The sequence below is a fragment of the uncultured Marivita sp. genome (assembly GCF_947488135.1).
GTDB lineage: Bacteria > Pseudomonadota > Alphaproteobacteria > Rhodobacterales > Rhodobacteraceae > Marivita.
Genome location: NZ_CANKYW010000004.1, coordinates 187,054 through 211,016, shown reverse-complemented (window position 1 = coordinate 211,016; position 23,963 = coordinate 187,054). Strand labels below are relative to the sequence as shown.

The following is a 23,963-nucleotide window of genomic DNA, read 5'->3' as shown; positions in this document are numbered from 1 at the left end:
TCGGTTCAATTCATGGGAGAGGGCGAAAGTTGCGCGTCGGCCTGCATCATCAGGCGCATCAGCCATAGCGCGACGCCTGCCTCAACGAAAATGGCAATCGCCAGCGGGATCGGCGTTCCGTCGAACAACAGGCCGACCGGTATCGCGAGGGTCACGCCCACAACCGTGGCCACCGACCCGATCACGCTGGCCGCCATGCCCGCGATATGGCCCATCGGTTCCTGCGCGATGGCGGCAAGGTTGCCAAGGGTCATGCCCGCCTGGAAAAACACCGAGATCTGCCAGATGACGAAAAACGCGAAAAAGAGTGTGCCCGAGATATGGCCAGCTTCCGCCGCAAACCCGGCTGCGATCAAAAGCGCCGACAGGACCACCTGCGCCATGAGCATGGCGCGAACGAGGAACATCATGCCCAGGCGCATCACGAGGTTGGCGTTCAGAAAGCCCGAGCTTCCCGCGACGATGGCGACAAAGCCGAACCAGAGCGCAAAGGTATCGGCGCGCCCGAAGGTGATGTCGTAGATCTGCTGGACGCTCGACAGCATGGAAAACAGCATGGCAAAGCACAAGGCTTGCACCGCGATGGACAGGCGCACGACCGGATGGACGAACATCTCGACCACCGCCGCGCGCAGGGCGTGGAAGCGGAACGGTCGGCGGCGTTCGACGGGCAGAGTTTCGGGCAGGCGAACCCCCAGCCAAAGTGCAGATATTACAGAGAAAATCATGAACCCGTAGAACACCGCCCGCCAGTCATAGGCGTCGATCACCACCGATCCCAGAAGCGGGGCAATTGCGGGCACCAGCGTGAAAATGATCATGATAAATGACACGATCTGCGCCATGCCCCGGCCCATATAGAGGTCGCGCACCACGGCCATCGCCACGACGCGCGGGCCAGCGGCCCCCAGCCCCTGAAACACCCGCGCGATCAGAAGCACTTCGAGCGTTTGCGCCTTGGACGCGATAAACGCGCTGACCGTATAGACCGCAGCCCCCCAGAGCATCACCGGCTTGCGTCCGAATGTGTCCGACAGCGGCCCGGTGAAAAATGTCCCCAACCCCATGCCCAGCACGAACATGGTCAGGATCAACTGCGCCTGGTTGAGGTTTTCGGGGGTCAGTTCTTCGCCGATCTCGGGCAGAGCTGGCAGCATAGCGTCGATGGACAGCGCCACTGTCGCGGCCAGCATCGCCATCAATGCGATAAATTCTTTACGCGGCATGGCGTTCGGCATGATCGTGTCCTGAAATTGCGCGGTCAGCCCTAGCACCAACTTCCGGAGGGGAACAGACCCAGCGCGCCTCAGATGTCGCGTGACGTGGGCGGCGGCGGCGGATCGCCCGGATCGTCATCGGTATTTGCACTGTGATGCGGCTTGCCCAGGCGGCCGACGATCCATTCGGTGTGCTCTTCCCGCTTGCGCATCGCGAACATGCCGAATTGCTGCACCGCTACGGCGAATACGCCCAAGCCGACGAAGATGAACACGGTCGTGCCGATCTTGCCAAGCGCGGTCGCCGGAACAAGGCTGCCATAGCCGACCGTCGACAGGGTGACGACGGTGAAGAAGTAGGAATCGAGCCAGCTCCAGCCCTCGGCCCAGCGGAAGAATATCGTGCCGCCCGTGACGATCAAAATGAGCGTCAGGAGAAGCGTCGCGATCCGAAAGGGCGTGTTCATGCGTCCAGAGAAGCGCCTTGTGCCAGATCGTCGAGCACCTGAAGCCACAGCTCGGTCGGCTGCGCACCGGGGACCGCGTGTTTGCTGGCGACGATGAAGGTCGGCACGGACGTGACACCCATCCCGCGCGCGGCGGCATCGCGTTCGACGATTTCGCGGCGGTCTTCCTCGGTTGCCAGCAGGCGCAGAACAACGCTGGCATCCATGCCGCAAGTATCGGCGATATCGGCCAGAACGTCCGGATCCCCGATATCGCGGCCCTCGACGAAATAGGCTTTGAAGAGGGCATCCACGACCGCGATCTGATGGCCTTCGATCCCGGCCCAGTGGATCAGGCGGTGCGCATCCAGCGTATTCGGCGTCTTTTCAATGGCTTCCAGGTTGATCTTCAGACCCGCCGCCTCGGCGTTCTCGACCACCGGGGCATAGGCTTTGACCGCGCCCTCCTTGCCGCCGAACTTGGTCTCGAGATATGCGCGCCGATCCATACCGCCTGCGGGCATATCCGGGTTGAGCTGAAACGGGTGCCAGGTGATGAGAAAGGGGTGATCCGGTCGCTGCTCAAGCGCGCGATCAAGATTGGCCTTGCCGATATAGCACCACGGGCAGATCGGATCGGACATGATGTCGAGCTTGACCATAAGACGTTCCTTTCACATCGTTTCGGAATCTTTAACAGACCCGGTGCCGAATGGTAAGCGATTGAGATCAAAGCGTCGGATGTTCGGGCAGGGCGCGGCGCAAAAGCTTGTTGTTGGCGTTGCGCGGCAGGGCCGTTACCCGGGTGAAAAGGCGTGGCTGCTTGTAGCGCGCGAGGCGTTCGGCCGCGAAGGCGTTAAGGCTGTCCGCGTCAATCTCGGTATCCGCCACGTAATAGGCCGCGATGATGCGGGCGTCAGGTTTGATTTCGATATCCGTCACCCCGACCTCGTGAATGTCGGGATGGGCAAGCAGCGCGGCTTCGACCTCAAGAGGGCTGACGCGAAAGCCGCCCGCGTTCATCACGTCATCGGTGCGACCGTGGTAGAGAATGTCTTTGTTTTCAGTCATTTCGCCCATGTCGCCGGTCAGAAACCAGTCGCCCTGAAACCGGGCAATGGTTTCCTCGGGTTGGTCGAGATAGCCAATCATCAGGCCGGGATCGTCGCGGTGGATGGCGATGGTGCCGGGTGTCCCCACGGGGACAGGGCCATTGTCGCCAAGGATCGCCACGCGTCGACCGGGCTGCGGCCAGCCCAAGCTTTCGGGCGCGATGGTGGGCGAACCGGGCGCGGAGGAGATGAAGGTGGAGCATTCGGACATGCCGAACGCCTCGTAAACCTGCGTTCCGGTGGCAGCCAGCCAGCCATCCCGGATCGACGCGGGCAGCTTTTCCCCGGCGGACAGGCCGTGCCTCAGTTTCGGCAGGTCGAAAGGCCCTGACGTGAGGATGTGTCGATAAACCCCCGGCGCCGCTGCAAAAATTGTCGCCTCGTGCCGTTTGAGCAAAAGCGGGATCTGCGCGTGCCCGACGCCCTGCGCCGGGATCAGGGCGGTTGCGCCCGTCGTCCACGGGTCCAGCAAGCCGGTGCCCAAAGCGTAGGTCCAGTTGAAGGCACCCGCATGCATGAGCCGGTCGCTTTCGGTCAGGCCATACCAGCCCTGCATCATCATGCCCCGCGCCCAGATGGCGCGGTGGGCATGGCAGACGGCGCGGGGAGTGCCGGAGGTGCCGGATGTGAAAATGATATAGGCAAGTCGGTTTGGATCGCCGTAGTCGAACACGGCCGGGGGCAAACCGTACCATTCGGACAGCTGATCCGTACGGATGATCCGTACAGATTGGGGACGGGCGGTTTTTCCGTCATGCAGGATGGCCGCCGGGGCGGTCATGTCGATCAGGACCTGCACTTCAGGATCAGTCAGTTGCGCCGAGGTCGGGATCGGGATGATGCCAACCGAGATCGCAGCGAGATAGGCGACCGGAAACTCGACCGTGTTGCCGACGCGCAAAAGCAGCCGGTCGCCCTTGTTCAGCCCAGCCTCCAGAAAACCCGTCGCGCAGCCGAGGATAGACTGTTTGAGCCGCGCGTAGCTCCAGCGTTGCGCGCCTGTCGGCGCGACCACGGCCAGTGCGATCTTGTCCGGCACACGGTCGGCGGCGAAAAGCACGTGGGCCGCGAGGTTGAACGCCTGCGGGCAGGGCGGATAGGGATCGGAGTCGAACAGCGAGATCATGGCACTGGCCTAGGCCGCAAAACGACCCATCGCAAGCGCAGGTTGCGGGGGGTGCGGGGGGCGACTATAGGTTTCGCCATGTCCGATGACCCCAAGAACCTGATCCGCATTGCACGCGACAGTGGAAGCCACGACCAGCCCGAGCCGCTGAACCTCGGCGAGCGCGTGCGCGATCTGCGCAAGGCGCGCGCCTGGACGCTGGAGCAGGCGGCGCAACAGGCGGGCTTGGCGCGGTCGACGCTGTCAAAGATCGAAAACGGGCAGATGTCGCCGACCTATGACGCGCTCAAGAAGCTGGCGGTGGGACTTCAGATCAGCGTGCCGCAACTGTTCACGCCGCCGCAGCGGGAAAAGGTCAATGGGCGGATGGTGATGACGCCCTCGGGTAAAGGTCAACATCACGCCACAACCACTTATGAACACGAGCTTTTGGCGGAAAGCCTGACCAAGAAGCAGATGTTGCCGTACCGCGCGCGGGTGCGGGCGCGGTCGGTCGAGGAGTTCGACGGATGGGTGCGTCACGACGGCGAAGAATTCCTGTATGTCCTGACCGGTGTGATCCGTCTGTATACCGAATTCTACGAACCCATCGACATGCGGCGCGGCGACAGTGCCTATTACGATGCCACGATGGGCCACAATGTCATTTCAGTGTCGGATGACGACGCCACGATCCTTTGGGTGACGTCGCTTTCCTAGTGCCGTCAGGGGCTTGCCGAGCATACCTCATGCACCACATGAATTAGCCACTATAACCCGCTCAAAACCATGACTGAACGGTTCTGGAGCCGGCAGAGATATCCTGCCCGATCCCGTCAACCGTTGCGCAGGCACTCAACATGCCTGCGGCGCATACCATCAGTATCCACATGCGCATGGGTGGATCACTCCTCTTCCCACCACCAGACATCCGGCTGCCAGCCGATCCAATCGCCATAGATCGGGATCGTCTCGGGGTATTTCAATTCTTTCACATGGGCGATGCGGCTGATGTTCCACTGGTAGATCGGGATCACATAGCGGCCCGTCGTCAGCACCCGATCCAGCGCGCGGGTGGCGGCGATGAAATCCTCGCGCGTGTCCGAATTCAGGATCTCGTCGATCATCGCCTCGGCGGCCGGGGAACACATGCCCATCCAGTTGCGCGTGCCCGGGTTTTCGACACCGTCGCAGCCCCAATAGAGCTTCTGTTCATTGCCCGGGCTGAGCGACATGCCCCAGCGATTGTAGCTCATGTCGAAATCGTAGTTGGACGTTCGTTCCTTGAACTGGGCGTTGTCGATCGTGGTGATCGTGGGCGTGATGCCGACCCGTTCCAGCGATTGTGTGAAGAGGTCGATGATGGATTGCTCTTCGGTGCTGCCCTGTTGCAGCAGGATCTCGAAGGTGAAGGGGGCGCCATCGGGGCCGACCATCCGGCCATCGGTGATGGTGTAGCCGGCTTGCTCCATCAGGTCGATCGCAGCGCGAATGTTGCCGCGGTTGCGCTCGGTGCCATCGGAGGCGGGCAGGGCATAGCCCTCGAGCGCTCCGGGCAGAAGGTCGTCCGAGAAGGGTTCCAGCAACTCGCGCACGCGCCCTTCGGCGGGGCCGTCCTGCATCCCCAGAACCGAGTTCGAGAAGTAGGAGGTGATGCGCGGCTGTTTGGAGCCGGTCATGGTTTCGTTGATGAATTCGAAGTTGAACGCGTGCAGCATCGCGTCGCGCACGCGCCAATCGCTGAACACGTCGCGGCGGGTGTTCATCACGAAACCGGTCATGCCAGAGGGGCGTTCATGCGGGACCACGGATTTGACGACATCGCCGCTGTCGATGGCGGGGAAATCGTATTGCGTGTCCCATTTCTCGACGTTGAATTCGCGGCTGGAATTGAGCGCACCGGCCTTGAACGCCTCGAACATGGCGGTGCCGTCGCCGTAGAATTCCATCCGGATCTCATCGAGATTCGCCTGACCGCGCATGAAGTTGACGTCCTGACCCCAGTAATCGGGATCGCGCTTGAGGCTGACGAAGCGGCCCGCTTCGTAATCGTCGATCACGTATGGGGCGGTGGTGATGGGCACCTCGTCGATGCCCGAGGCCGAGAAATCCTTGCCCTCCCACTGAGCCTTTTTCAGGATCGGGCGCATCCCGATCAGCAGGGCCATTTCGGGGTCTTCCTCGGTGAAGGTAAAGCGGATGCTGCGCGGACCCGTCTGCTCCATCGACGCGATCTTGTTCCACGCGCCGTGATACCGGGGGTGGCCGATGGTGCCGAGCGTTTCGTAAGACCACATGACGTCTTCGACCGTCAGCGGCGTGCCATCCGAGAACGCGGCCTCTTCGCGCAGGACGAATTCGACCCATTCGCGATCCTCGCCGACCTCGATTGATTCGGCGAGAAGGCCGTAAAGGGTGAAGGGTTCGTCGTAATTGCGGCCCATCAGGCTTTCGTAAGCGAGGAAGCGAAGTTGCCAGGGCACGTTGCCTTTTGCGATATGCGGGTTGAGGCTGTCGAAGCTGCCGACCTCGCCGGTGACGATGCGCCCGCCCTTGGGCGCGTCCGGGTTGGCATAGGGCAGGGACACAAAATCCGGTGGGAGTGCGGGGTCGCCATACATAGCTATGCCGTGTTGCGGGTCCGCGGCGGCCGATTGCGCGCAGAGCGCGAGCGCCAGAGCTGCCAAGCCGAGCTGCCGTTTTGGGAAAAAAACCGATCTCATTTTCGCAACAATTCCTGTCTGCTCTTGTTTTATTGACCGCGACGGTAGCTGGGCTTTCGTGGGTTTTCAAACTTTTAGCTTGGATCACGGTGAAAGATTGCCTATAAGGGAGTTACTGCTCGATAGGTTTCTTGCCTGTATGAAACCTGCCTCAATAACTTAACCCCGGCTTCGTGCCGGGGTTTTTTTCTGTCCGGATATACGGGCCTGTGGACAAGATGCCAGTGATACATGGGTCTGTCGCGGGTCGGGATGTGAGGGTCGAGCCGCCTTGCCCATGAACCAGCGCCTGTCGTCTTCCGCCAATCGGTGCGATTCGGGGGCATCCGATTCCCGCCGAGGGCGGGTCTGATCTTCTTTGTATTATGCAAGCGCAGCATGTAGCGTGCTGCGCAAGCGAAAACGGCAAAGGAGAGCGATCATGTCGCTGAAGGGGAAAACCGCGGTCATCACCGGATCGAATTCAGGCATCGGGCTGGGCGTGGCGCGGGAACTGGCGCGGGCGGGGGCCGATGTGGTGATCAATTCGTTCACCGACCGCGACGAAGATCACGCCATGGCCGAGGAGATCGGCAAAGAGCATGGCGTCACGGCGCGCTACATCCAGGCGGATATGTCCAAGCCCGATCAGTGCCGCGCGCTGATTGAGAAAGCCGGGGCCTGCGACATCCTTGTGAACAACGCGGGCATTCAGCATGTGGCCCCGGTTGATGAGTTTCCGGCCGACAAGTGGGACGCGATCATCGCGATCAACATGTCGTCCTGCTTTCATACCACGGCGGCGGCACTGCCGATGATGCGCAAGGCGGGTTGGGGCCGGATCGTCAACATCGCGAGTGCACACGGGCTGCGGGCCTCGCCGTTCAAATCGGCCTATGTCACCGCGAAGCACGGGGTCCTGGGTCTGACCAAGACCGTGGGTCTGGAGACGGCGAAAGAACCGATCACCTGCAACGCGGTGTGTCCCGGTTACGTGCTGACCCCGCTGGTGGAGGCGCAGATCCCCGACACCGCCAAGCAATACGGGATTTCCGAGGACGAGGCGGTGGAGAAGGTGATCCTCGCCAAGCAGCCGTCCAAGGAGTTCGTCACGGTGAAGCAACTAGCTGGAACGGTGCTCTTCCTGTGCTCGGACGCGGCGGAGCAGATCACCGGGACATCGCTGTCCGTGGATGGCGGGTGGACCTCGCAATAGGCGGCGCGCGGGTTGAGATCGGGGGACTGAGGGGCCAGCCCCTCGTGCTCCCCGGAGTTTATTCGGCAAGATGAAGGAGCAGGGGACCGCGATGGTAGAGATCAATCTTGCGCTTCAGGGTGGCGGCGCGCATGGCGCGTTCACCTGGGGTGTGCTGGACCGGCTGCTCGAAGACGAGGATATCGAGATCGCGGCGATCACCGGCACGTCGGCGGGGGCGCTGAACGGGGCGGCTTTGAAGTCCGGCTGGCTGACGGGGGGACGCGCGGGGGCGCGCGAGAACCTCGACTGGCTCTGGGGGCAGGTGGCGCGGCTGGATGATCTTGCGGTGCCGCGCTGGATGCAGGCGTGGTTGCCGGAGCCGGGCGTGATCAGCAAGAGCATCGAGTATTCGCCGCTCTTTCAATTGAGCGACACGGTCAGCCGCATGATGTCGCCATACGCGTGGGGGCCGCTTTACGACAATCCGCTGGAAAAGATCGTCGACCAGTTCGATTTCGGTCGGGTCTGCGCGATGGAGGGGCCGAAGCTGTATGTCTGCGCGACCAATGTGCGCGACGGGAAGGTGCGCATCTTCGAAGGGGGTGCGATCACGACGCAGAGCATCCTCGCCTCGGCCTGTCTGCCGACGCTGTTCCAGGCGGTCGAGGTCGAGGACCCCGAGACCGGCGCGGTCGAGGCGTTCTGGGATGGCGGCTATACCGGCAACCCGGCGCTGTTTCCGCTCTTTCACGCCGATCTGCCCGATGACGTGGTGATCGTGAACATCAACCCGCTGGAACGGGACTCGGTGCCGGTCATGCCGAACGAGATCCAGAACCGGATCAACGAGATCAGTTTCAACTCGTCGCTGTTGCGGGAATTGCGCGCCATCGAGTTCGTGCAGCGCCTGATATCGGAGGGCAAGATTCAGGAGGGCGCGATGAAGAAGATGCGGGTGCACATGATCGCGGATGACGATCTGATGAACGATCTGTCGGTGGCGACCAAGCTGGTGCCGGTGCCATCGGTGATCGCCGAACTGCGCGCGGCCGGGCGTCGGGCCGCCGGAACGTTCCTGGCCCATCACAAGCAGGATCTGGGCCAGAAGCAGACGGCGGATCTTGTCAGAATGTTTGGCTGAGCCAGGCCATGTAGCCCGCGTAAAGCAACAGGAACCCCGCGCCGGTGCGGCGGCTGATCTTGGTGCGCCAGAAGAGCAATCCAAGCAGCAGCGCAGTGGTGGCGAGCATGATCAGCGTGTCGGGCAGGATGCTGGGTTCGACAGGCAACGGAGCAACAAGCGCGGTCGTGCCGAGAATCCCAAGGATGTTGAAGATTCCCGACCCCAGAATATTGCCAAGCGCCACGTCCGATTGCCCGCGCCGTGCCGCCATGATGGTGGTGGCGAGTTCCGGCAGCGAGGTTCCCACCGCGACCAAAGTCAGACCGATCACCGCCTCGGGCACGCCATAGGCGCGGGCAATGCCCGTGGCGCCGTCGACAAGGGCGATGGCCCCGCCGATGGTCAGCGCCAACCCGGCGATCAGGTAAACTGTCGCTCTGGGGAGCGGGTCGGTCGGGATGGACAGGTCTTCGGGCGGGTCATCCGCGCTGCGGAAGGCGCCCCAGAGATAGACCGCCAGCAGCGCCAGAAGGCCCGCCCCGGCAAGCGTCGCGATTTGCCCGGTGAGGGACAGGAGAACCAACAGGACAGCCGATCCTCCGACCCAGAGCGCCTCGCGCGGCATGGACGGCATATGCGCCGCAACGGGTCGGATCAGCGCCGCGACGCCGAGGATCAGCAGGATATTGGCGATGTTGCTGCCCACCACGTTGCCAAGCGCGATGGCAGGCACGCCGGAGAGGGCCGCGCTGACCGACGTGACGAGTTCCGGCGCCGAGGTGCCGAAGCCCACCAGAGTGAGGCCGATCACCATCGGTGACACGTTGAAGCGGCGCGCGACGCCGACCGCGCCTCGCACCAGAAGATCGCCGCCGACAAGCAGCGCGACGAGGCCAAAGGCCACAAGCAGGATGTCCAAGAAGAGGCCCTCAGCGTGTCGCGCGCGGATCTGCGGTCGACCGTGCAGCGTAGGTGTGTGGTGCCGGGTCTGGCGTCAAGCGGGGGCTGCGAAAAATCACGCAGCCTTGGCGGGGCGGGTCGGATCCTTGGCGTTCGGGTAGACCAGACCGGCGGAAATCACCAGTTTCGCGGCGTCTTCAATCGTCATGTCGAGTTCGACCACGTCTTCTTCGGGAAAGAAGAGCAGGAAGCCCGAAGTGGGGTTTGGCGTCGTGGGGACGAAGACCGAGATCAGCTTGCCCATGGTTTCGGCCTTGTCTGCGACCTCGCCCCGTGCATCGGTCGAGATGAAGCCGATGGCCCAGATGCCCTTGCGCGGGTACTGGATCAGGCAGGCCTTTTCGAAATTGCGTTCGGACTGGGCAAAGATCGTCTCGGCGATCTGCTTGACGCCACTATAGATCGACCGGACCACCGGCATCCGTTCGACCAGCCCTTCGGCAAAGCGGATCAGCGACCGGCCGATCAGCCCCTTTGCGACCCAGCCCACGAAGATGGTGAACAGCAGGAAGATGATGACGCCGACACCGCGCAGGTTGATGCCGATATATTGCTCGGGGTTGAAGCGGTTTGGCACCAAGGGCAGGACGAACCCGTCGACCCAGCCGATGATCGACCAGATCAGCCAGACCGTGAGGAACACCGGCGCGATCACGACGATCCCCGTCAGGAAGCTGGCCCTGATGCGTGAGAAAAGCCCGGGCCTGCGGCGTTCTGGATCGAAAGGGGTGGTCATGCTGGGTCCGTCACTGGTTCGGTGAAAACCTAGGCGGTCGGTTCACGGTCTACAATGGGCAGGCGCTGTGGCGGTCGGTTTTTCACCGCAGAGATGTCAATTCCTGTGCAATTTGCGCACCGAGCCGGGCGTTGTTCAGCACCAGCGCGATATTGGCATCGAGCGAACGGCCCTCGGTCAGTTCAAAAATGCGCTGCAGGAGATAGGGCGTGAGCGCCTTGCCCGCGATGCCGTGGGTTTCGGCGTCCTTTGTGGCGCGGGTGATGATCGGGTGGATCTCGGAATGCGGGATCTCGGCTTCGGGGGGGATCGGGTTGGCGATCAGTTGCCCTCCCGGCAGGCCGAGGGCGGCGCGCATGACATGGGCCTTCGCGATTTCTGCCGGGCTGTCGGCGCGCAGCGGGGCCTTGAGGGTGGATGCGCGCGACCAGAAGGCGGGCAGCATGTCCTGACCATAGGCCATGACCGGCACGCCCAGGGTTTCGAGCACTTCGAGCGTCTTGGGCAGGTCGAGGATGGCTTTCGCCCCTGCGGCCACCACGGTGACAGGGGTTTGCGACAGTTCCTGAAGGTCGGCGGAGATGTCGAAGCTTTGGTCCGCGCCGCGATGCACGCCGCCGATGCCGCCCGTGGCGAAGACCTTGATGCCCGCGAGATGCGCGGCGATCATCGTGGCCGCGACGGTGGTGGCGCCCGTGCCGCCTTTGGCGATGCAGACCGCCATGTCGGCGCGGCTGAGCTTCGCGACCTGTTTGGCCTGTGCCAGTGCTTCGAGCTGATCGGCGCTCAGGCCAACGCAAAGGCGTCCTTCGATCACGGCGATGGTGGCCGGTTCCGCGCCGCCCTCGCGCACGGTGGCTTCGATCGCGCGGGCGGTTTCGAGGTTCTGCGGCCAGGGCATCCCGTGGGTGATGATCGTCGATTCCAGCGCAACCACGGGCCGGTGCGCGTCAAGCGCGGCCTGAACGGCGGGAGAGATGTCGAGGGGCAGGGTGGTGGTCATGTCAGGATCCTCCGGCGACATAGGACGCGGCTGTGGCAAGGGCGCGGTGCAGCGCGGTGGGGCGGTCGGCACCGCGCAGTTCGGATGCGATATGGGCGGCCATGAAGGTGTCGCCCGCGCCGGTCACGCGGGTGACCATCACCTCGGGGGGACGTTCGGCGAGAATGCCGTCGCGGGTGGCGTCGCAGGTGACGTTGCCGCCATCGGTCACCAGCGCGCGGGCGGCCCCGCGTTCGACAAGGGCGGCTCCGGCCTGGGGGGCGCTTTCGAATTCGGTCTGACACAGCAAACCGGCTTCCTCGAGATTGACGTAGAGCACTCCGTGGCCGTTTCGGATAAAGGGCAGGAGGCGTTCGGCCTTGCCCGGGGAGGCGGGCGCGATGCGCAGGTCGGCCTTGGAGAAAGCCGGGTGCCGGACGATCTGGTCCAGCAGCGATTCCGTCAGGTTGCCATCCAGCGCGATCGGGCCGGGAAACGGTGCCTCGATGAACCCGAGCGGGCCTTCGATCAGGGGGCGCAGGATCTTGTCGCCCGCTTGCTCCAGCGAATGCGCGTCGGCAATGGCGGCGATCAGACCGTTGGCGCCTTCGACGGCCATGTACTGATCGGTCGGCAGGTCTTCGGAGCGATAGAGATGCCGGGTGATCAGCCCCAGCCGGTCGCAGGCGGTGACAAGCTCGTCGCCTTCCGCATCGCGTCCCACCACAGAAAGCAGGGCCGGGCGGAGATTGAACCGCGCCAGAGTCATCGCGATGTTCAAAGCCACGCCGCCGGGCAGGCGGGTGATGTGGCCCGGCACATCGCTGCCGGTTTTCATGTGGCGGTCGGAGCGGCCGATCACGTCCCAGAGGACGGAGCCGATGCACAGGATGTCGGGGCGATCAGTCATGCGGCTTTCATCGCGCGCCCGCGCGGTTGGTGCAAGAGCGGGGTTGCGAAACCTGCCGTTGCGCCGCCCATTGTTGCGGCCTGCGCTTTGTGGCAGGGCTGCGGTCAAGAATTGGACGGAGACTTGCAACAATGATGAAACGGACCCTGATGCGCCCCGGCGGGCTGCCCGAAAGCGCGTCGACCCCGGTGGTGACGCCGCTCATGCCCTCGGTTGTTTACGCCAGCGAGACACCCGACCGACTGGATGACCAGTACGAGGGACGCGCCGCGGGCTACACCTATGCGCGCGAGGGACATCCCAACGCCGATGTGCTGGCGCGCCGGATCGACGCGATGGAGGCGGCACCGCAGCCCGGTCTGGTGCTTGGGTCGGGCATGGCGGCGGTGACGGCGGTGTTGCTGGGTTTGTGCAAGGCCGGGGATCATGTGGTCGGGGGCGACCAGCTTTATGGGCGGTCGTTGCGGATGATGCGGGACGATTTGCCCCGGCTGGGGATCGAGACAACGCTTGCCGATCCGACCGACGTGTCGGCGGTTGCGGCCGCATTGCAGCCCAACACCCGGCTGGTGCTGATCGAGGTGGTGTCGAACCCGACGCTGCGGATCGCCGATGTGCAGGGGATTGCGGATCTCTGCCGCGAGAAGGGCGTGCTTCTGGTGGTGGACAACACCTTCACCACGCCGCGCGCGGTCAAGCCGTTCGAGTTGGGCGCGGGTGTGGTGCTGCATTCGGTGACTAAGCTGCTGGCCGGGCATTCCGACGTGACCCTGGGCTGGGTCGCGACGCGGCAGGCCGAACACGCCAAGGCGATCTACGATTTCGCCGTGACCACCGGCATGACACCCAGCCCGTTCGATTGCTGGCTGGCGGAACGTGGGCTCATGTCCTTCGACTTGCGCTTTGATCGGGCCGAAGCGACGGCGGCGCGGCTGGCGGATCACCTCGCGGGGCAGGCGCTGGTCAAGCGCGTGCTTTATCCGACACGCCCCGATCACCCGGACCGCGCCCGCGCGCAGGGGCTGCTGCAAGGGCGTGGCTGCAATATGGTGAGTTTCGAACTGGATGGCGGACGGGCCGAGGCCAATGCCTTCACCAAGGGTGCGGACCAGATCGCCTTTGCTCCGACATTGGGCGATGTGGGCACGACGCTGTCACACCCGGCGTCGTCGTCCCACCGCGCGCTGACGCCGGAGGGCCGCGCCAAGCTGGGCATGACCGAAGGGTTCTTCCGCGTGTCTGTCGGCCTCGAAGACCCAGACGCGCTGATCGCGGCGTTCGATGCAGGGCTGGCTGCGGTGGCTGCCGCCAAATGACCGCAACCCCCCGCGATATCCTGTCGGTGCTGGGCATTCCGGCCGTTCTGATCGCGCCGGATGAACGGATTTTCGCGGTCAATGCGGCGGCGGAAACCCTGCTTGGCAAGAATATCGAGGGGCGGCACTTCATCACCGCGTTGCGCCAGCCCAGCCTGCTTGACACCATCGAGCAGGTGCAGCGCGACGGGGAAAAGCGCGAGACCCGGTTTCTGACGACCGAAGGCCAGCACGACACCACCTACCGCGTGACCTGCGGCGCGGTGCCGATGGCGGGTCGGCGCGGTGTCCTCGTGTCCTTCGAGGACATCACGCCGATGGAGCAGGCGGGCCAGATGCGGCGGGATTTCGTGGCCAATGTGAGCCATGAGCTGCGCACGCCGCTGACGGCGCTTCTGGGCTTTATCGAAACGCTGCAAGGCCCGGCGCGCAACGATGCCAAGGCGCAGGAGCGATTCCTGGGCATCATGGGGGCCGAGGCGGAGCGGATGAACCGACTGGTGTCGGACCTTCTGTCGCTCAGCCGTGTGGAGGCGGACGAGCGTGTGCGGCCGGTCGATCCTGTGGACCTGGGATCGGTTCTGGAACAGACACGGCACAGCCTTGCGCATCTGGCCGAAGAGGCCGGGATCGCGCTGTCGCTTCACCTGCCTGACGCACCGGTGACGGTTCCGGGTGACGCGGATCAGTTGCGGCAGGTGCTGACCAATCTCGTGGAGAACGCGATCAAGTATTCCGGGCGCGGCAGCGCCGTCAGCCTGAGCCTTGGGGCAGCGGAGTACGAGAGCCGTCTGCGCGGGCAGGGGGTGCGGATCGAGGTGAGCGATACCGGGCCGGGAATTGACGCGGTGCACCTGCCGCGTCTGACCGAGCGGTTTTATCGGGTAGACAGTCACCGGTCGCGCGAACTGGGCGGGACCGGGTTGGGGCTGGCGATCGTCAAGCACATCGTCAACCGCCATCGCGGACGGTTGCAGGTCGAGAGCGAGCTTGGCAAGGGAACGCGGTTTACCGTCATTCTGCCGCTGGACGGAAGGCAGGACTGAGGCAAAGGGATTGTTTCCGTCGACGGAAACCTGACGATGCGTTGACGCATCATCTGTCGAACCGGGCACTTACCCCAGCGCATACCCCGCGCCGCGCACCGTGCGCAGCGGATCGGTTCCGCCACCTTGGGTGAGCGACTTGCGCAATCGGCCGATGTGAACGTCCACCGTTCTTGTGTCGACATAGATGTCGCGGCCCCAGACGCGGTCCAGCAATTGCTCGCGCGACCAGACACGGCCCGGCTTTTCCATCAGCGTTGTCAGCAGACGAAATTCGGTGGGTCCCAGCTTGATCTCGGCCCCGTCACGGGTGACGCGGTGGGTCTCGGAGTCCAGCACGATGTCGTCGTATTCAAGCCGCAAACCGGCTGCCGCCGGGCGGGTGCGGCGCAGTTGCGCGCGGACACGGGCCATCAATTCGACCACGGAATAGGGCTTGATGACGTAATCATCCGCTCCGGTTTCCAGCCCCCGCACGCGGTCCACTTCCTCGGATCGGGCCGACAGCATGATGATCGGGACATGGCGCGTGTCGGACCGGGTCTTGAGTTGGCGGCACACCTCGATGCCTGAAACGTTGGGCAGCATCCAGTCCAGCACGATGATGTCGGGCTGTTCCTCGTCCACAAGCAGCAACGCCTCTTCGCCGTTTTCAGCCTTGGCGACGCGGAACCCCTCGGCCTCGAGATTATAACCAAGAACCTCGCGTTGGGCAGGTTCATCCTCGACGACCAATACTGTGGGTGGCGCGATGTTCATGATGGTTTATCCCCGCGACAAGGCGGCGTCCGTCGACGTGTTGTCGTCCTTCTGGCGCGGCTCGTCGGGTTTTTCGCCGGTGACAAGGAACACCACCTGTTCAGCGATCGAGGTCACGTGATCGCCCATGCGTTCCACGTTCTTGGCGATGAAATGCAGGTGCATGCAGGGCGTGATGTTGCGCGGGTCTTCCAACATGAAGGTCAGGAATTCGCGGAACAGCGTGTTGTACATCTGGTCGATGTCCACGTCCCGTTCGATCACGTTCGCGGCCAGCTTTTCGTCGCGCTGGATATAGGCGTCGAGCGCGTCCTTGAGCATCAGCTGCACGTCGCGCGACATGCGGCGCAGCTGGGCGGTCGAACCACTGATGTTCGGCATCGTCATCAGCACCGCGTTGCGCTTGGCGAGGTTTTTGGCCAGATCGCCGATCCGTTCGAGATTGGCGCTCATGCGCATCACCGACAGGATCACGCGCAGGTCGATGGCGGTGGGGGCGCGCAGGGCGATGACGCGGGCGGCCTCCTCGTTCAAAAGCTCTTCGAGTTCGTCGATGGCCTTGTCCCCGGCGCGCACCTTGTCGGCGAGTTCCTGATCGCGGGTGTCGAGCGCCTGCGCGGAGTCGAGAATGGCCTGTTCGACCAGACCGCCCATTTTCATGATACGGGCCTGAATGCCTTCGAGATCGCGGTCGAAGGCGCTTGAGATATGTTCCTGGCTCACGGTCTTATCCAATCCGTCCGGTGATGTAGCTTTCGGTGCGGCTGTCTTCGGGGTTGGTGAAAATCTTGGAGGTGTCGTCGTATTCCACGAGATGCCCGAGATGGAAGAACGCGGTCTTCTGGCTGACGCGCGCGGCCTGCTGCATGGAGTGGGTCACGATCACAACGGCGTAGTTCTGGCGCAGCTCGTCGATCAGTTCCTCGACCTGTGCGGTGGCGATGGGGTCGAGCGCCGAACAGGGCTCGTCCATCAGCAACACCTCGGGTTCGGTCGCCACGGCGCGGGCGATGCAGAGCCGCTGTTGCTGACCACCCGACAGGCCAGTGCCCGGCGCCTGGAGCCGGTCCTTCACCTCGTCCCAGATGGCACCGCGGCGCAGGGCGCGTTCCACGATCTCGTCCAGTTCGGCTTTGTTGCGGGCCATGCCATGGATCCGGGGGCCGTAGGCGATGTTGTCGTAGATCGACTTGGGGAAGGGGTTGGGTTTCTGGAACACCATGCCCACCTTGGCGCGCAGTTGCACCGGATCCACACGCTTGTCATAGATGTCGTCACCGTCGATCAGGATATCGCCCTCGACCCGGCAGATGTCGATGGTGTCGTTCATCCGGTTGATGCAGCGCAGGAAGGTGGATTTGCCACAGCCCGACGGGCCGATGAAGGCGGTCACGGTCTTGTCCTCGATCTCGACCGAGACGTCCTTGATGGCGTGGTTGTCGGCGTAATAGACCTGCACGTCCTTGGCTTTGATTTTGACGTCAGTCACGGCCGTCTCCTGTGTGGTGTCGTAAGTCGCATCGTACATGGGGCGGGGTCCTGATTACCAGCGGCGCTCGAAGCGGCGGCGCAGAATGATCGCGATGATGTTCATCGTCAGAAGGAAGATGAGAAGGATGATGATCCCACCCCAGGCTTTCTCGTAAAATCCGGGATCGGCGCGCGAGGCCCAAGTGTAGATCTGCGCGGGCATGGCCGAGTTCGGGTCGATGAAACCCGAGGCCACACCTTCGGGATAGGCCCGTGCGATGAAGCCGACCATGCCGATCAACAGCAGGGGGGCGGTCTCGCCCAACGCCTGCGCCAGACCGATGATGGTGCCTGTCAGGATGCCGGGGGCGGCCAGGGGCAGGACGTGGTGGAACACCGTCTGCATCTTGGAGGCGCCGACGCCCAAAGCCGCTTCGCGGATCGACGGCGGCACCGATTTCAGCGACGCGCGGGTCGAAATGATGATGGTGGGCAGGGTCATCAGCGTCAGCACCAGACCACCCACAAGCGGGGCCGATTGCGGCAGGTGCATGAACTGGATGAAGACCGCGAGACCCAGGATGCCGAACACGATGGACGGCACAGCGGCAAGGTTCGAGATGTTCACCTCGATCAGGTCGGTGAACCAGTTTTGCGGGGCGAATTCCTCAAGGTAGATCGACGCAGCGACACCGATGGGCAAAGACAACGCCAATACGACCAGCATCATGAAGAACGACCCGATCACCGACACGCCGATGCCCGCACCGCCGGGATTGTCGACGCCGGAATCCGATCCGGTGATGAAGTTCCAGTTGAACCCGGACGTGATGATTCCGGCGTCCCGTAGGGCATCGACCAGATCAAGGTCACTGACCATCAGGAAGCGGCTGTCGACGACGGACTCACGGGTCACACGGCCCTTGAGATAGCCATCCACGCGCGACGACGCGGCAAGGTCGAAGGTCACGGGTGTCCCGATCCGGTCCGGGTTTTCCAGGAAGAACTCACGGATCGTGCCACCGGTCTTGCCCAGCAGGCGTTCGATGGCGGCGGCGTCGAAATCGACCTCGAGCCCACGTTCTTCAAGCTGGTTTTCCAGGGCAGCGATGAACAGGTTTTCGTAGGCCTTGGTCTTGAGCATCTGGCCTTCGGCGGCGTCATACTCGTCCTGGCTGAGGGTAAACTCCACCTGCACATTCGCTTGGGTGAAGGCCGGAAGTCCGGAGCGCAGGATCGATACGGCCAGGACGACGAGGAAGAAAAGCCCGATGAGAATCGCGGTCAGGCCATAGGCCTTGAACCGCTTTTCAGCGGCGTTGCGCTTTTTCGTGCGGGCGTCGACGGTGGTGAGGCGGCCCTTCGTCGGGGCGCTGTCCATGCTTGCGTCGGTCATTCGTACTGCTCCCGGTATGTGCGCACGATGTAGAGGGCGAAGACATTGAGCCCGAGCGTGATGACGAAGAGCGTCATGCCGAGGGCAAAGGCGACCAAGGCCTCGGGCGATGCGAAGTCCGAGTCGCCCGTCAGCTGCGACACGATCTTGGCGGTCACGGTGGTCATGGCGTCAAACGGGTTCAGCGACAGGCGCGCTGCAGCGCCGGCGCCCAGCACCACGATCATGGTCTCACCGATGGCGCGGCTGGCGGCCAGCAGGATCGCACCGACAATGCCGGGCAGGGCGGCGGGCAAAACCACCTGCCGGATGGTTTCCGATTGCGTGGCTCCCAACCCATATGAACCGTCGCGCATGGATTGCGGCACCGCGTTGATGATGTCGTCCGACAATGAGGACACGAAGGGGATGAGCATGATGCCCATGACCAGGCCCGCCGTCATCACGGCCGTCCCCGCCTGCATCCACCCAAGGCCCTCGTCACCGAACACGCTGACCAGCAGCGGGCCGACCGTGAGCAAGGCGAAGAGGCCGTAAACGATGGTCGGGATGCCCGCGAGCACTTCGAGCATCGGCTTGGCGATGGCGCGCAGCCGGGGGCTTGCGTATTCCGACAGGTAGATCGCGGCGAAAAGGCCGATGGGAACGGCCACGATCAGCGCGACGATGGAAATATAGAACGTACCCCACAGGAGCGGCAGGATGCCAAGGTCCGACGCGCCGCCACGCCCCGAAAAGCTGGGCGCCCAATTGGTGCCGAAGAAGAACTCGGAGGCCGGGTAAAGGCGGAAGAACTCGATCGTGTTGAAGACCAGCGACAGGACAATGCCCAGCGTTGTGAGGATGGCGATGGACGCCGCGGCGATGAGAAGGGCGCGCACGCCCTGTTCGACCACGTTGCGGGCGCGAAACTCCGGCGAGGTCTCCCGCAGGCCCCAGAGCGCGCCAAGGGCAGCGATCAGCAGTACGACACCGGCCATGAGCCGCTTCCCGGTCGCGGTCATGGCGCGAAAGGCCTGGGCGGCGCGCAGGACCGGTTCGGTGATTTGCGAGGTCAGGATGGCCCCGGACTCTTCGATGGCGCTGGTTACGGTCTCGAAATCGGATTGCGGATCCGTGGCCTGATCGGCTGTCAGCGCGCCCGACGCGACCGCGAGATCCAGCCCGTCCGCCGCGCGACGGACTTCGGCCAAGACCAGACCACGCGAGGAATTGTCGGCAATCGCGCTATCAGAAATCATGCCGGAGACCGCGTTGTTCACCACGAAGGGCTGCGCGATGAGCCAGATTACGAGGACCAGCAGGGCAGGGATCGCGGACTTCATTGCGGCGTTGCTGCCGTAATAGACCGGGAGCGAATGCAGTTTGCGTCGGTCCTGCCCCGACTGTGCCAGGACACGGCTGCGAGCAAGGACGAACGCCCCGGCGGCAATCGCGAGCGTGATCAGGAAAAGCCAGAGCAGCGTCATGAGGTCCCCAGGATCGTTGAACGGATGGTTCGATAAAGGCGAAGGCGGCCCATCAGCCGCCTTCGGAGTGTTTCGGTGGGTAAGCGGATCACAAATCCGCGCCCATGACCTTTTCGTCAGCCACGGCCTGCTGCGTCTTGGCAAGCTCGGGGTCGGAGACCAGGCCGTATTGCGCAAGCGGGCCGTTCGGGCCGGCCAGCTCATCGGCGACGAAGAATTGCGCGAAGTCCTTGAGGCCCGGGATCACGCCGATATGGGCTTTCTTGACGTAGAAGAACAGCGGGCGGGACACGGGGTATTCGCCCGATGCGATGGTTTCGGTGGACGGAGCCACACCGGACATCGTTGCCACTTTCAGCTTGTCGGTATTGTTCTCGTAGAACGCGAGGCCGAACACGCCGATGCCGTTGGTGTTGGCGTCGATGCGCGCGAGGGTCTCGGTGTAATCGCCGTCGATATCGACCGACTTGCCATCCTGACGCACGTCGAGGCAGGAATCTTCGGCGTCGTCCTCGGACATGCCGCCCGCGATCATCGCTTCCATCGCGCCGGTGGCTTCGCAGCCTGCCAGCAGAACCTGCTCTTCGAAGACTTCCCGGGTGCCGTGCTTGGTGCCGGGGATGAACATGGCGATCTCGGCATCGGGCAGATCGCCGTTGAATTCGGACCAGGTCTGGTAGTCGTTCTCGACCAGAGCGCCGTCCTTCATGACCTGTGCGCCGATGGCATTGTAGATGTCGGCGGGCACGAACGCGTTGAAATCCGGGCCGGATTGCTGCGAGGCGAAGACGATGCCGTCATAACCGATGCGGACCTCAATGATGTCGGTCACGCCGTTTTCGGCGCAGGCCGCGATCTCCGCTTCGCGGATCGGGCGGGACGAGTTCGCGATGTCGATGGTGTTTTCGCCGACACCTTCGCAGAAGCGCTTGAGGCCCGACGACGAACCGCCGGATTCGACGACCGGCGTCGGGAAATCAGTGTTTTCGCCGAACGCTTCGGCCACGATGGACGCGTAGGGCAGGACGGTGGACGACCCGGCGATCTGCACGTTGTCACGCGCCAGTGCGGACGTTGCGGATACGGCAGCGATTGCGAGCGCCGATGCAGAGAGTTTAACGGACATTATGTCAGCTCCTCGGTTGGATATCTCTCGGCCATCCCCCTGATGACCGTTGGCGATGGTCTAACCTTGTTCGGACATGCTTTTGTGACAGTTGCGTAACGGTTTTATGACAGTGGCGCTGTGGATTGGGATCGATGATAAGAAAACCTGTATGTATCTGTTTTTAATATACATTTTTACGGTTTGACTTTGGGTAAATTGGCGAATGGATCCGTTGCTCGGGAGCGTTTGTGCTGTGGTTCCGTCCAAATCGCACCCGATTGTAACGTCTTGATCCGTAGACCGGAGAATCGCACACTGTCGGTCACACGCCGAAAACGAAAGGTGGGCAGCAATGCTCGAAGACGCCGTCACAGACGCCATAACCAAGGCGGTTCACGATGGGTTTGACCGGCAGCTCGCGTTCACCCAAGACCTGATGCGGTTTGCATCGACACGAGGGCAGGAGCACGATGTGCAGGCCTTTGTGTATGATGCGCTCGATCAGCGTGGATACGCCATGACGCGGTTCGACATGGACCGCGCGGCGATCGAAGCGCATGAGGGCGGCGGAAAATTCAGTGCCGCGCATTCCACGGCTCCCATCGTGATCGGCACGCACGTTCCATCAACAACGCACGGCAAGTCTCTGATTTTACAGGCTCACACCGATGTAGTCCCCACAGGCCCAACCGAAATGTGGCGCTTTCCGCCGTTCGAGCCGACCCTAGAGGGCGATTGGCTCTACGGGCGCGGGGGCGCGGACATGAAAGCCGGGCACGCTGCGATGATCTTTGCGATGGACGCACTCAAAGCGGCCGGACTGACCCCGGCGGCACGGGTGGAAATCCAGTCTGTCGTGGAAGAAGAATCCACCGGCAATGGCGCCTTGATGACCTATCTCAAGGGGCACAGCGCGGATGCCGTGCTGATCCCTGAGCCAGAGGAAGAAATGCTGGTACGGGCCAATGTGGGGACACTCTGGTTCGAAGTGGAGTTGCGCGGCAGGCCGGTTCATGTCCGTGAAATGGGCGCGGGCGCAAACGCCATTGACGCCGCGTATCGAGTGATTGCCAGCCTGCGCGAGCTTGAGGAGGCCTGGAATGCCGAACGCCATAATCACAAGTATTTCCGTGACTTGGATCACCCAATTAATCTGAATATCGGACAAATAGAAGGCGGCGATTGGGGATCCTCGGTGCCGGCCTGGTGCCGCATCCAGTGCCGCATCGCGATTTACCCCGGCATCAAGGCGGCAGATGCTGCCGCAGAGATCGAAGCGCGTATCGCGCAGTTTGCGAAGAACGATCTCTATCTCTCTGAGACGCCAACGAAAATCACGTTCAATGGGTTCTTTGCAGAAGGCTATGTGCAGGAGCCTGGTTCTGATGCCGAGGCCGTTCTGGAGCGCGCGCACCGCGCGGCGACGGGCAAACCACTGCAAAGCTTTACGACGCCGGGCTACCTCGATTGTCGGGTGTACCGTCTGTATAACGATATCCCGTCGCTGTGCTACGGACCGATCTCGGAGAACATCCACGGATTTGATGAACGGGTGAGCGTGTCCTCGCTAAAGCGCGTTACGGTCGCTATGGCGTTATTCATTGCTGAATGGTGCGGGACAAAAAAGATATAGGGGGGCATTGTTCGTATGCTACTATATGTCGATACAAAATTCTTATAATCAGTATTATGTAATATTCGCAAGCGTGAAAAAACTGTGTGGTCATTATCTCCACCCTTCCTTGACCCAGCGTAAATTGGCATGATGTGTGGGTTCCGTGAGTGGTGGCAATTTCAGCCAAGGAACATGGGACCCGCATCTCTTATATTTCGAGGGCGCTGCGGGTTCCGTTTCTAAGACGCTTGACGCGTGTCATGACGAAAGACCTGTCCCGGGTGATTTGTCTGCACCGATCAAGGGACCGCATCATCCCCAAAATGGTGCCGGTCCATTGCTCCCGCAAAAAAGCGGCGCTGTTCATTTCAACAGCGCCGCTTTATTTTTTCAATTTTACAGAAACTTAGCCTTGTGCGGCCTTGGCCACTTCGGCTGCGAAATCTTCCTGAACCTTCTCTATGCCTTCGCCAACTTCGAGACGTACGAAGCCGGTGATTTCGACACCTGCTTCTTTTGCAGCGGCCTCGACCGTCAGGTCAGGATTGATCACAAAGGATTGGCCCAACAGCGTGACTTCGCTGAGAAATTTCTTCATGCGGCCTTCGATCATCTTCTCGATCACCTGCTCGGGCTTGCCCGACTCACGTGCGATGTCGATCTGGATCTGACGTTCTTTTTCAATCACGGCGGGATCAAGATCAGCCGAAGACAAGGATGCCGGGTTCACTGCCGCAATATGCATCGCGACCTGCTTGCCGAACGCTTCGTTTTCGCCCGAAAGCGCCACGAGAACGCCGATCTTGCCCATGCCATCCGCAGCGGCGTTGTGAACGTAGGACACGACCTGCGTGCCTTCGATCGACGCCATGCGACGCAGCGACATGTTTTCGCCGATGGTCGCGATCTTGTCGGTGATGGTGTCCTGAACGGTCTTGCCGCCGATGTCCTTGGACTTCAGGTCTTCGACATCGCTTGCGGTCAGAGCGGCCGCGGAGATGGCATCGACCATCGCCTGGAATTCAGCGTTCTTGCCGACGAAATCGGTTTCCGAATTCACTTCGACAGCTACGCCCTTGCCGCCGTCAACCTTGACCGCGACAAGCCCTTCGGCTGCGGTCCGGTCGGATTTCTTGGCGGCCTTGGCGAGGCCCTTGGTGCGCAGCCAGTCAACGGCGGCGTCCATGTTGCCGTCGTTCTCGACCAGCGCCTTCTTGGCATCCATCATGCCTGCGCCGGTCATTTCGCGCAGTTCCTTCACGAGTGCTGCTGTGATCGCCATGTTCGGCTCTC

General features: G+C 62.5%; 22 protein-coding genes. 6 read left to right on the top strand and 16 right to left on the bottom strand.

The genetic code is table 11. From position 1 onward, the window contains the following. Positions 1 to 5: 5 nt before the first annotated feature. The 4 genes from Q1B16_RS13625 to Q1B16_RS13610 form a co-directional block, all read right to left on the bottom strand. On the bottom strand, positions 6 to 1,238 hold the full coding sequence (locus tag Q1B16_RS13625) for a multidrug effflux MFS transporter (RefSeq protein WP_299789580.1): 1,233 nt from the start codon (positions 1,236 to 1,238) through the stop codon (positions 6 to 8). Between the two features lie 68 nt (positions 1,239 to 1,306). Then, positions 1,307 to 1,684, bottom strand: a complete 378-nt coding sequence (locus tag Q1B16_RS13620; protein WP_299789577.1) for a potassium channel family protein — start codon at positions 1,682 to 1,684, stop codon at positions 1,307 to 1,309. Further along, positions 1,681 to 2,325, bottom strand: a complete 645-nt coding sequence (locus Q1B16_RS13615) for a DsbA family oxidoreductase (RefSeq protein ID WP_299789574.1) — start codon at positions 2,323 to 2,325, stop codon at positions 1,681 to 1,683. The genes Q1B16_RS13620 and Q1B16_RS13615 overlap by 4 nt, the downstream gene beginning before the upstream one ends. Positions 2,326 to 2,392: 67 nt before the next feature. Beyond that, entirely contained in the window at positions 2,393 to 3,901 is a 1,509-nt protein-coding gene (locus tag Q1B16_RS13610; protein WP_299789571.1) for a class I adenylate-forming enzyme family protein, read from the bottom strand. 78 nt (positions 3,902 to 3,979) lie between these two features. Between Q1B16_RS13610 and Q1B16_RS13605 the strand changes: the two genes are divergently transcribed. Then, the gene (locus Q1B16_RS13605) at positions 3,980 to 4,600 is read left to right on the top strand and encodes an XRE family transcriptional regulator (RefSeq protein ID WP_299789568.1); all 621 of its coding nucleotides are present in this window, start codon (positions 3,980 to 3,982) and stop codon (positions 4,598 to 4,600) included. A 185-nt stretch (positions 4,601 to 4,785) separates the two neighbouring features. Here Q1B16_RS13605 and Q1B16_RS13600 read toward each other — a convergent pair whose 3' ends face one another. Beyond that, positions 4,786 to 6,603 carry an extracellular solute-binding protein gene (locus Q1B16_RS13600; protein ID WP_299789565.1) on the bottom strand — a complete coding sequence of 606 codons (1,818 nt, stop codon included), beginning with the start codon at positions 6,601 to 6,603 and terminating at the stop codon, positions 4,786 to 4,788. A gap of 421 nt (positions 6,604 to 7,024) precedes the next feature. On the opposite strand from Q1B16_RS13600, the gene Q1B16_RS13595 reads away from it, so the two are divergent. Continuing rightward, positions 7,025 to 7,798 carry a 3-hydroxybutyrate dehydrogenase gene (locus Q1B16_RS13595; RefSeq protein ID WP_299789562.1) on the top strand — a complete coding sequence of 258 codons (774 nt, stop codon included), beginning with the start codon at positions 7,025 to 7,027 and terminating at the stop codon, positions 7,796 to 7,798. A 91-nt stretch (positions 7,799 to 7,889) separates the two neighbouring features. Then, positions 7,890 to 8,921: a patatin-like phospholipase family protein gene (locus Q1B16_RS13590; RefSeq protein WP_299789559.1), complete on the top strand. Its 1,032-nt coding sequence runs from the start codon at positions 7,890 to 7,892 to the stop codon at positions 8,919 to 8,921. Here Q1B16_RS13590 and Q1B16_RS13585 read toward each other — a convergent pair. The 4 genes from Q1B16_RS13585 to Q1B16_RS13570 form a co-directional block, all read right to left on the bottom strand. Continuing rightward, on the bottom strand, positions 8,905 to 9,822 hold the full coding sequence (locus Q1B16_RS13585) for a calcium/sodium antiporter (protein WP_299789556.1): 918 nt from the start codon (positions 9,820 to 9,822) through the stop codon (positions 8,905 to 8,907). The genes Q1B16_RS13590 and Q1B16_RS13585 overlap by 17 nt on opposite strands. A gap of 96 nt (positions 9,823 to 9,918) precedes the next feature. Continuing rightward, positions 9,919 to 10,599: a DUF502 domain-containing protein gene (locus Q1B16_RS13580; protein ID WP_299789553.1), complete on the bottom strand. Its 681-nt coding sequence runs from the start codon at positions 10,597 to 10,599 to the stop codon at positions 9,919 to 9,921. 82 nt (positions 10,600 to 10,681) lie between these two features. Continuing rightward, positions 10,682 to 11,602 (bottom strand): pseudouridine-5'-phosphate glycosidase, encoded by a 921-nt coding sequence (locus Q1B16_RS13575; RefSeq protein ID WP_299789550.1) that lies wholly within the window; start codon positions 11,600 to 11,602, stop codon positions 10,682 to 10,684. A 1-nt stretch (position 11,603) separates the two neighbouring features. Continuing rightward, positions 11,604 to 12,491: a PfkB family carbohydrate kinase gene (locus tag Q1B16_RS13570; RefSeq protein WP_299789547.1), complete on the bottom strand. Its 888-nt coding sequence runs from the start codon at positions 12,489 to 12,491 to the stop codon at positions 11,604 to 11,606. A 134-nt stretch (positions 12,492 to 12,625) separates the two neighbouring features. Here Q1B16_RS13570 and Q1B16_RS13565 point away from each other — a divergent pair, with 134 nt between their 5' ends. Both Q1B16_RS13565 and Q1B16_RS13560 read left to right on the top strand, forming a co-directional pair. Next, positions 12,626 to 13,807, top strand: coding sequence for an aminotransferase class I/II-fold pyridoxal phosphate-dependent enzyme (locus tag Q1B16_RS13565; RefSeq protein ID WP_299789909.1), 1,182 nt, complete (start codon positions 12,626 to 12,628; stop codon positions 13,805 to 13,807). Then, positions 13,804 to 14,853, top strand: a complete 1,050-nt coding sequence (locus tag Q1B16_RS13560) for an ATP-binding protein (protein ID WP_299789544.1) — start codon at positions 13,804 to 13,806, stop codon at positions 14,851 to 14,853. The genes Q1B16_RS13565 and Q1B16_RS13560 overlap by 4 nt, the downstream gene beginning before the upstream one ends. Positions 14,854 to 14,922: 69 nt before the next feature. Here the strand turns inward: Q1B16_RS13560 and phoB are convergent, their stop codons facing one another. From phoB to Q1B16_RS13530, 6 genes are all read right to left on the bottom strand, one after another. Beyond that, positions 14,923 to 15,612: a phosphate regulon transcriptional regulator PhoB gene (gene phoB / locus Q1B16_RS13555; protein WP_299789540.1), complete on the bottom strand. Its 690-nt coding sequence runs from the start codon at positions 15,610 to 15,612 to the stop codon at positions 14,923 to 14,925. Between the two features lie 6 nt (positions 15,613 to 15,618). Further along, positions 15,619 to 16,335, bottom strand: a complete 717-nt coding sequence (gene phoU / locus Q1B16_RS13550) for a phosphate signaling complex protein PhoU (protein WP_299789537.1) — start codon at positions 16,333 to 16,335, stop codon at positions 15,619 to 15,621. Between the two features lie 4 nt (positions 16,336 to 16,339). Further along, the gene (pstB, locus tag Q1B16_RS13545; protein WP_299789534.1) at positions 16,340 to 17,140 is read right to left on the bottom strand and encodes a phosphate ABC transporter ATP-binding protein PstB; all 801 of its coding nucleotides are present in this window, start codon (positions 17,138 to 17,140) and stop codon (positions 16,340 to 16,342) included. A gap of 15 nt (positions 17,141 to 17,155) precedes the next feature. Next, entirely contained in the window at positions 17,156 to 18,478 is a 1,323-nt protein-coding gene (gene pstA / locus Q1B16_RS13540; protein WP_299789531.1) for a phosphate ABC transporter permease PstA, read from the bottom strand. Continuing rightward, positions 18,475 to 19,947: a phosphate ABC transporter permease subunit PstC gene (gene pstC, locus Q1B16_RS13535; protein WP_299789528.1), complete on the bottom strand. Its 1,473-nt coding sequence runs from the start codon at positions 19,945 to 19,947 to the stop codon at positions 18,475 to 18,477. Before pstC ends, pstA begins: the two co-directional genes overlap by 4 nt. An 88-nt stretch (positions 19,948 to 20,035) precedes the next feature. Then, the gene (locus tag Q1B16_RS13530) at positions 20,036 to 21,076 is read right to left on the bottom strand and encodes a substrate-binding domain-containing protein (RefSeq protein WP_299789907.1); all 1,041 of its coding nucleotides are present in this window, start codon (positions 21,074 to 21,076) and stop codon (positions 20,036 to 20,038) included. Positions 21,077 to 21,407: 331 nt separating this feature from the next. Here Q1B16_RS13530 and Q1B16_RS13525 point away from each other — a divergent pair, with 331 nt between their 5' ends. After that, positions 21,408 to 22,688 (top strand): ArgE/DapE family deacylase, encoded by a 1,281-nt coding sequence (locus Q1B16_RS13525; protein ID WP_299789525.1) that lies wholly within the window; start codon positions 21,408 to 21,410, stop codon positions 22,686 to 22,688. A gap of 388 nt (positions 22,689 to 23,076) precedes the next feature. On the opposite strand, the gene tsf is transcribed toward Q1B16_RS13525, so the two are convergent. After that, positions 23,077 to 23,952 (bottom strand): translation elongation factor Ts, encoded by an 876-nt coding sequence (gene tsf, locus Q1B16_RS13520; protein WP_299789522.1) that lies wholly within the window; start codon positions 23,950 to 23,952, stop codon positions 23,077 to 23,079. Positions 23,953 to 23,963 lie beyond the last annotated feature (11 nt).

What these genes read in the sequence shown, in the direction of transcription:
- Q1B16_RS13625 (WP_299789580.1), bottom strand. Translation starts at nt 1,238, where the DNA reads ATGCCGAACGCCATGCCGCGTAAAGAATTTATCGCATTGATGGCGATG.
- Q1B16_RS13620 (WP_299789577.1), bottom strand. Translation starts at nt 1,684, where the DNA reads ATGAACACGCCCTTTCGGATCGCGACGCTTCTCCTGACGCTCATTTTG.
- Q1B16_RS13615 (WP_299789574.1), bottom strand. Translation starts at nt 2,325, where the DNA reads ATGGTCAAGCTCGACATCATGTCCGATCCGATCTGCCCGTGGTGCTAT.
- Q1B16_RS13610 (WP_299789571.1), bottom strand. Translation starts at nt 3,901, where the DNA reads ATGATCTCGCTGTTCGACTCCGATCCCTATCCGCCCTGCCCGCAGGCG.
- Q1B16_RS13605 (WP_299789568.1), top strand. Translation starts at nt 3,980, where the DNA reads ATGTCCGATGACCCCAAGAACCTGATCCGCATTGCACGCGACAGTGGA.
- Q1B16_RS13600 (WP_299789565.1), bottom strand. Translation starts at nt 6,603, where the DNA reads ATGAGATCGGTTTTTTTCCCAAAACGGCAGCTCGGCTTGGCAGCTCTG.
- Q1B16_RS13595 (WP_299789562.1), top strand. Translation starts at nt 7,025, where the DNA reads ATGTCGCTGAAGGGGAAAACCGCGGTCATCACCGGATCGAATTCAGGC.
- Q1B16_RS13590 (WP_299789559.1), top strand. Translation starts at nt 7,890, where the DNA reads ATGGTAGAGATCAATCTTGCGCTTCAGGGTGGCGGCGCGCATGGCGCG.
- Q1B16_RS13580 (WP_299789553.1), bottom strand. Translation starts at nt 10,599, where the DNA reads ATGACCACCCCTTTCGATCCAGAACGCCGCAGGCCCGGGCTTTTCTCA.
- Q1B16_RS13575 (WP_299789550.1), bottom strand. Translation starts at nt 11,602, where the DNA reads ATGACCACCACCCTGCCCCTCGACATCTCTCCCGCCGTTCAGGCCGCG.
- Q1B16_RS13570 (WP_299789547.1), bottom strand. Translation starts at nt 12,491, where the DNA reads ATGACTGATCGCCCCGACATCCTGTGCATCGGCTCCGTCCTCTGGGAC.
- Q1B16_RS13565 (WP_299789909.1), top strand. Translation starts at nt 12,626, where the DNA reads ATGAAACGGACCCTGATGCGCCCCGGCGGGCTGCCCGAAAGCGCGTCG.
- Q1B16_RS13560 (WP_299789544.1), top strand. Translation starts at nt 13,804, where the DNA reads ATGACCGCAACCCCCCGCGATATCCTGTCGGTGCTGGGCATTCCGGCC.
- phoB (WP_299789540.1), bottom strand. Translation starts at nt 15,612, where the DNA reads ATGAACATCGCGCCACCCACAGTATTGGTCGTCGAGGATGAACCTGCC.
- pstB (WP_299789534.1), bottom strand. Translation starts at nt 17,140, where the DNA reads ATGTACGATGCGACTTACGACACCACACAGGAGACGGCCGTGACTGAC.
- pstA (WP_299789531.1), bottom strand. Translation starts at nt 18,478, where the DNA reads ATGACCGACGCAAGCATGGACAGCGCCCCGACGAAGGGCCGCCTCACC.
- pstC (WP_299789528.1), bottom strand. Translation starts at nt 19,947, where the DNA reads ATGACGCTGCTCTGGCTTTTCCTGATCACGCTCGCGATTGCCGCCGGG.
- Q1B16_RS13525 (WP_299789525.1), top strand. Translation starts at nt 21,408, where the DNA reads ATGCTCGAAGACGCCGTCACAGACGCCATAACCAAGGCGGTTCACGAT.
- tsf (WP_299789522.1), bottom strand. Translation starts at nt 23,952, where the DNA reads ATGGCGATCACAGCAGCACTCGTGAAGGAACTGCGCGAAATGACCGGC.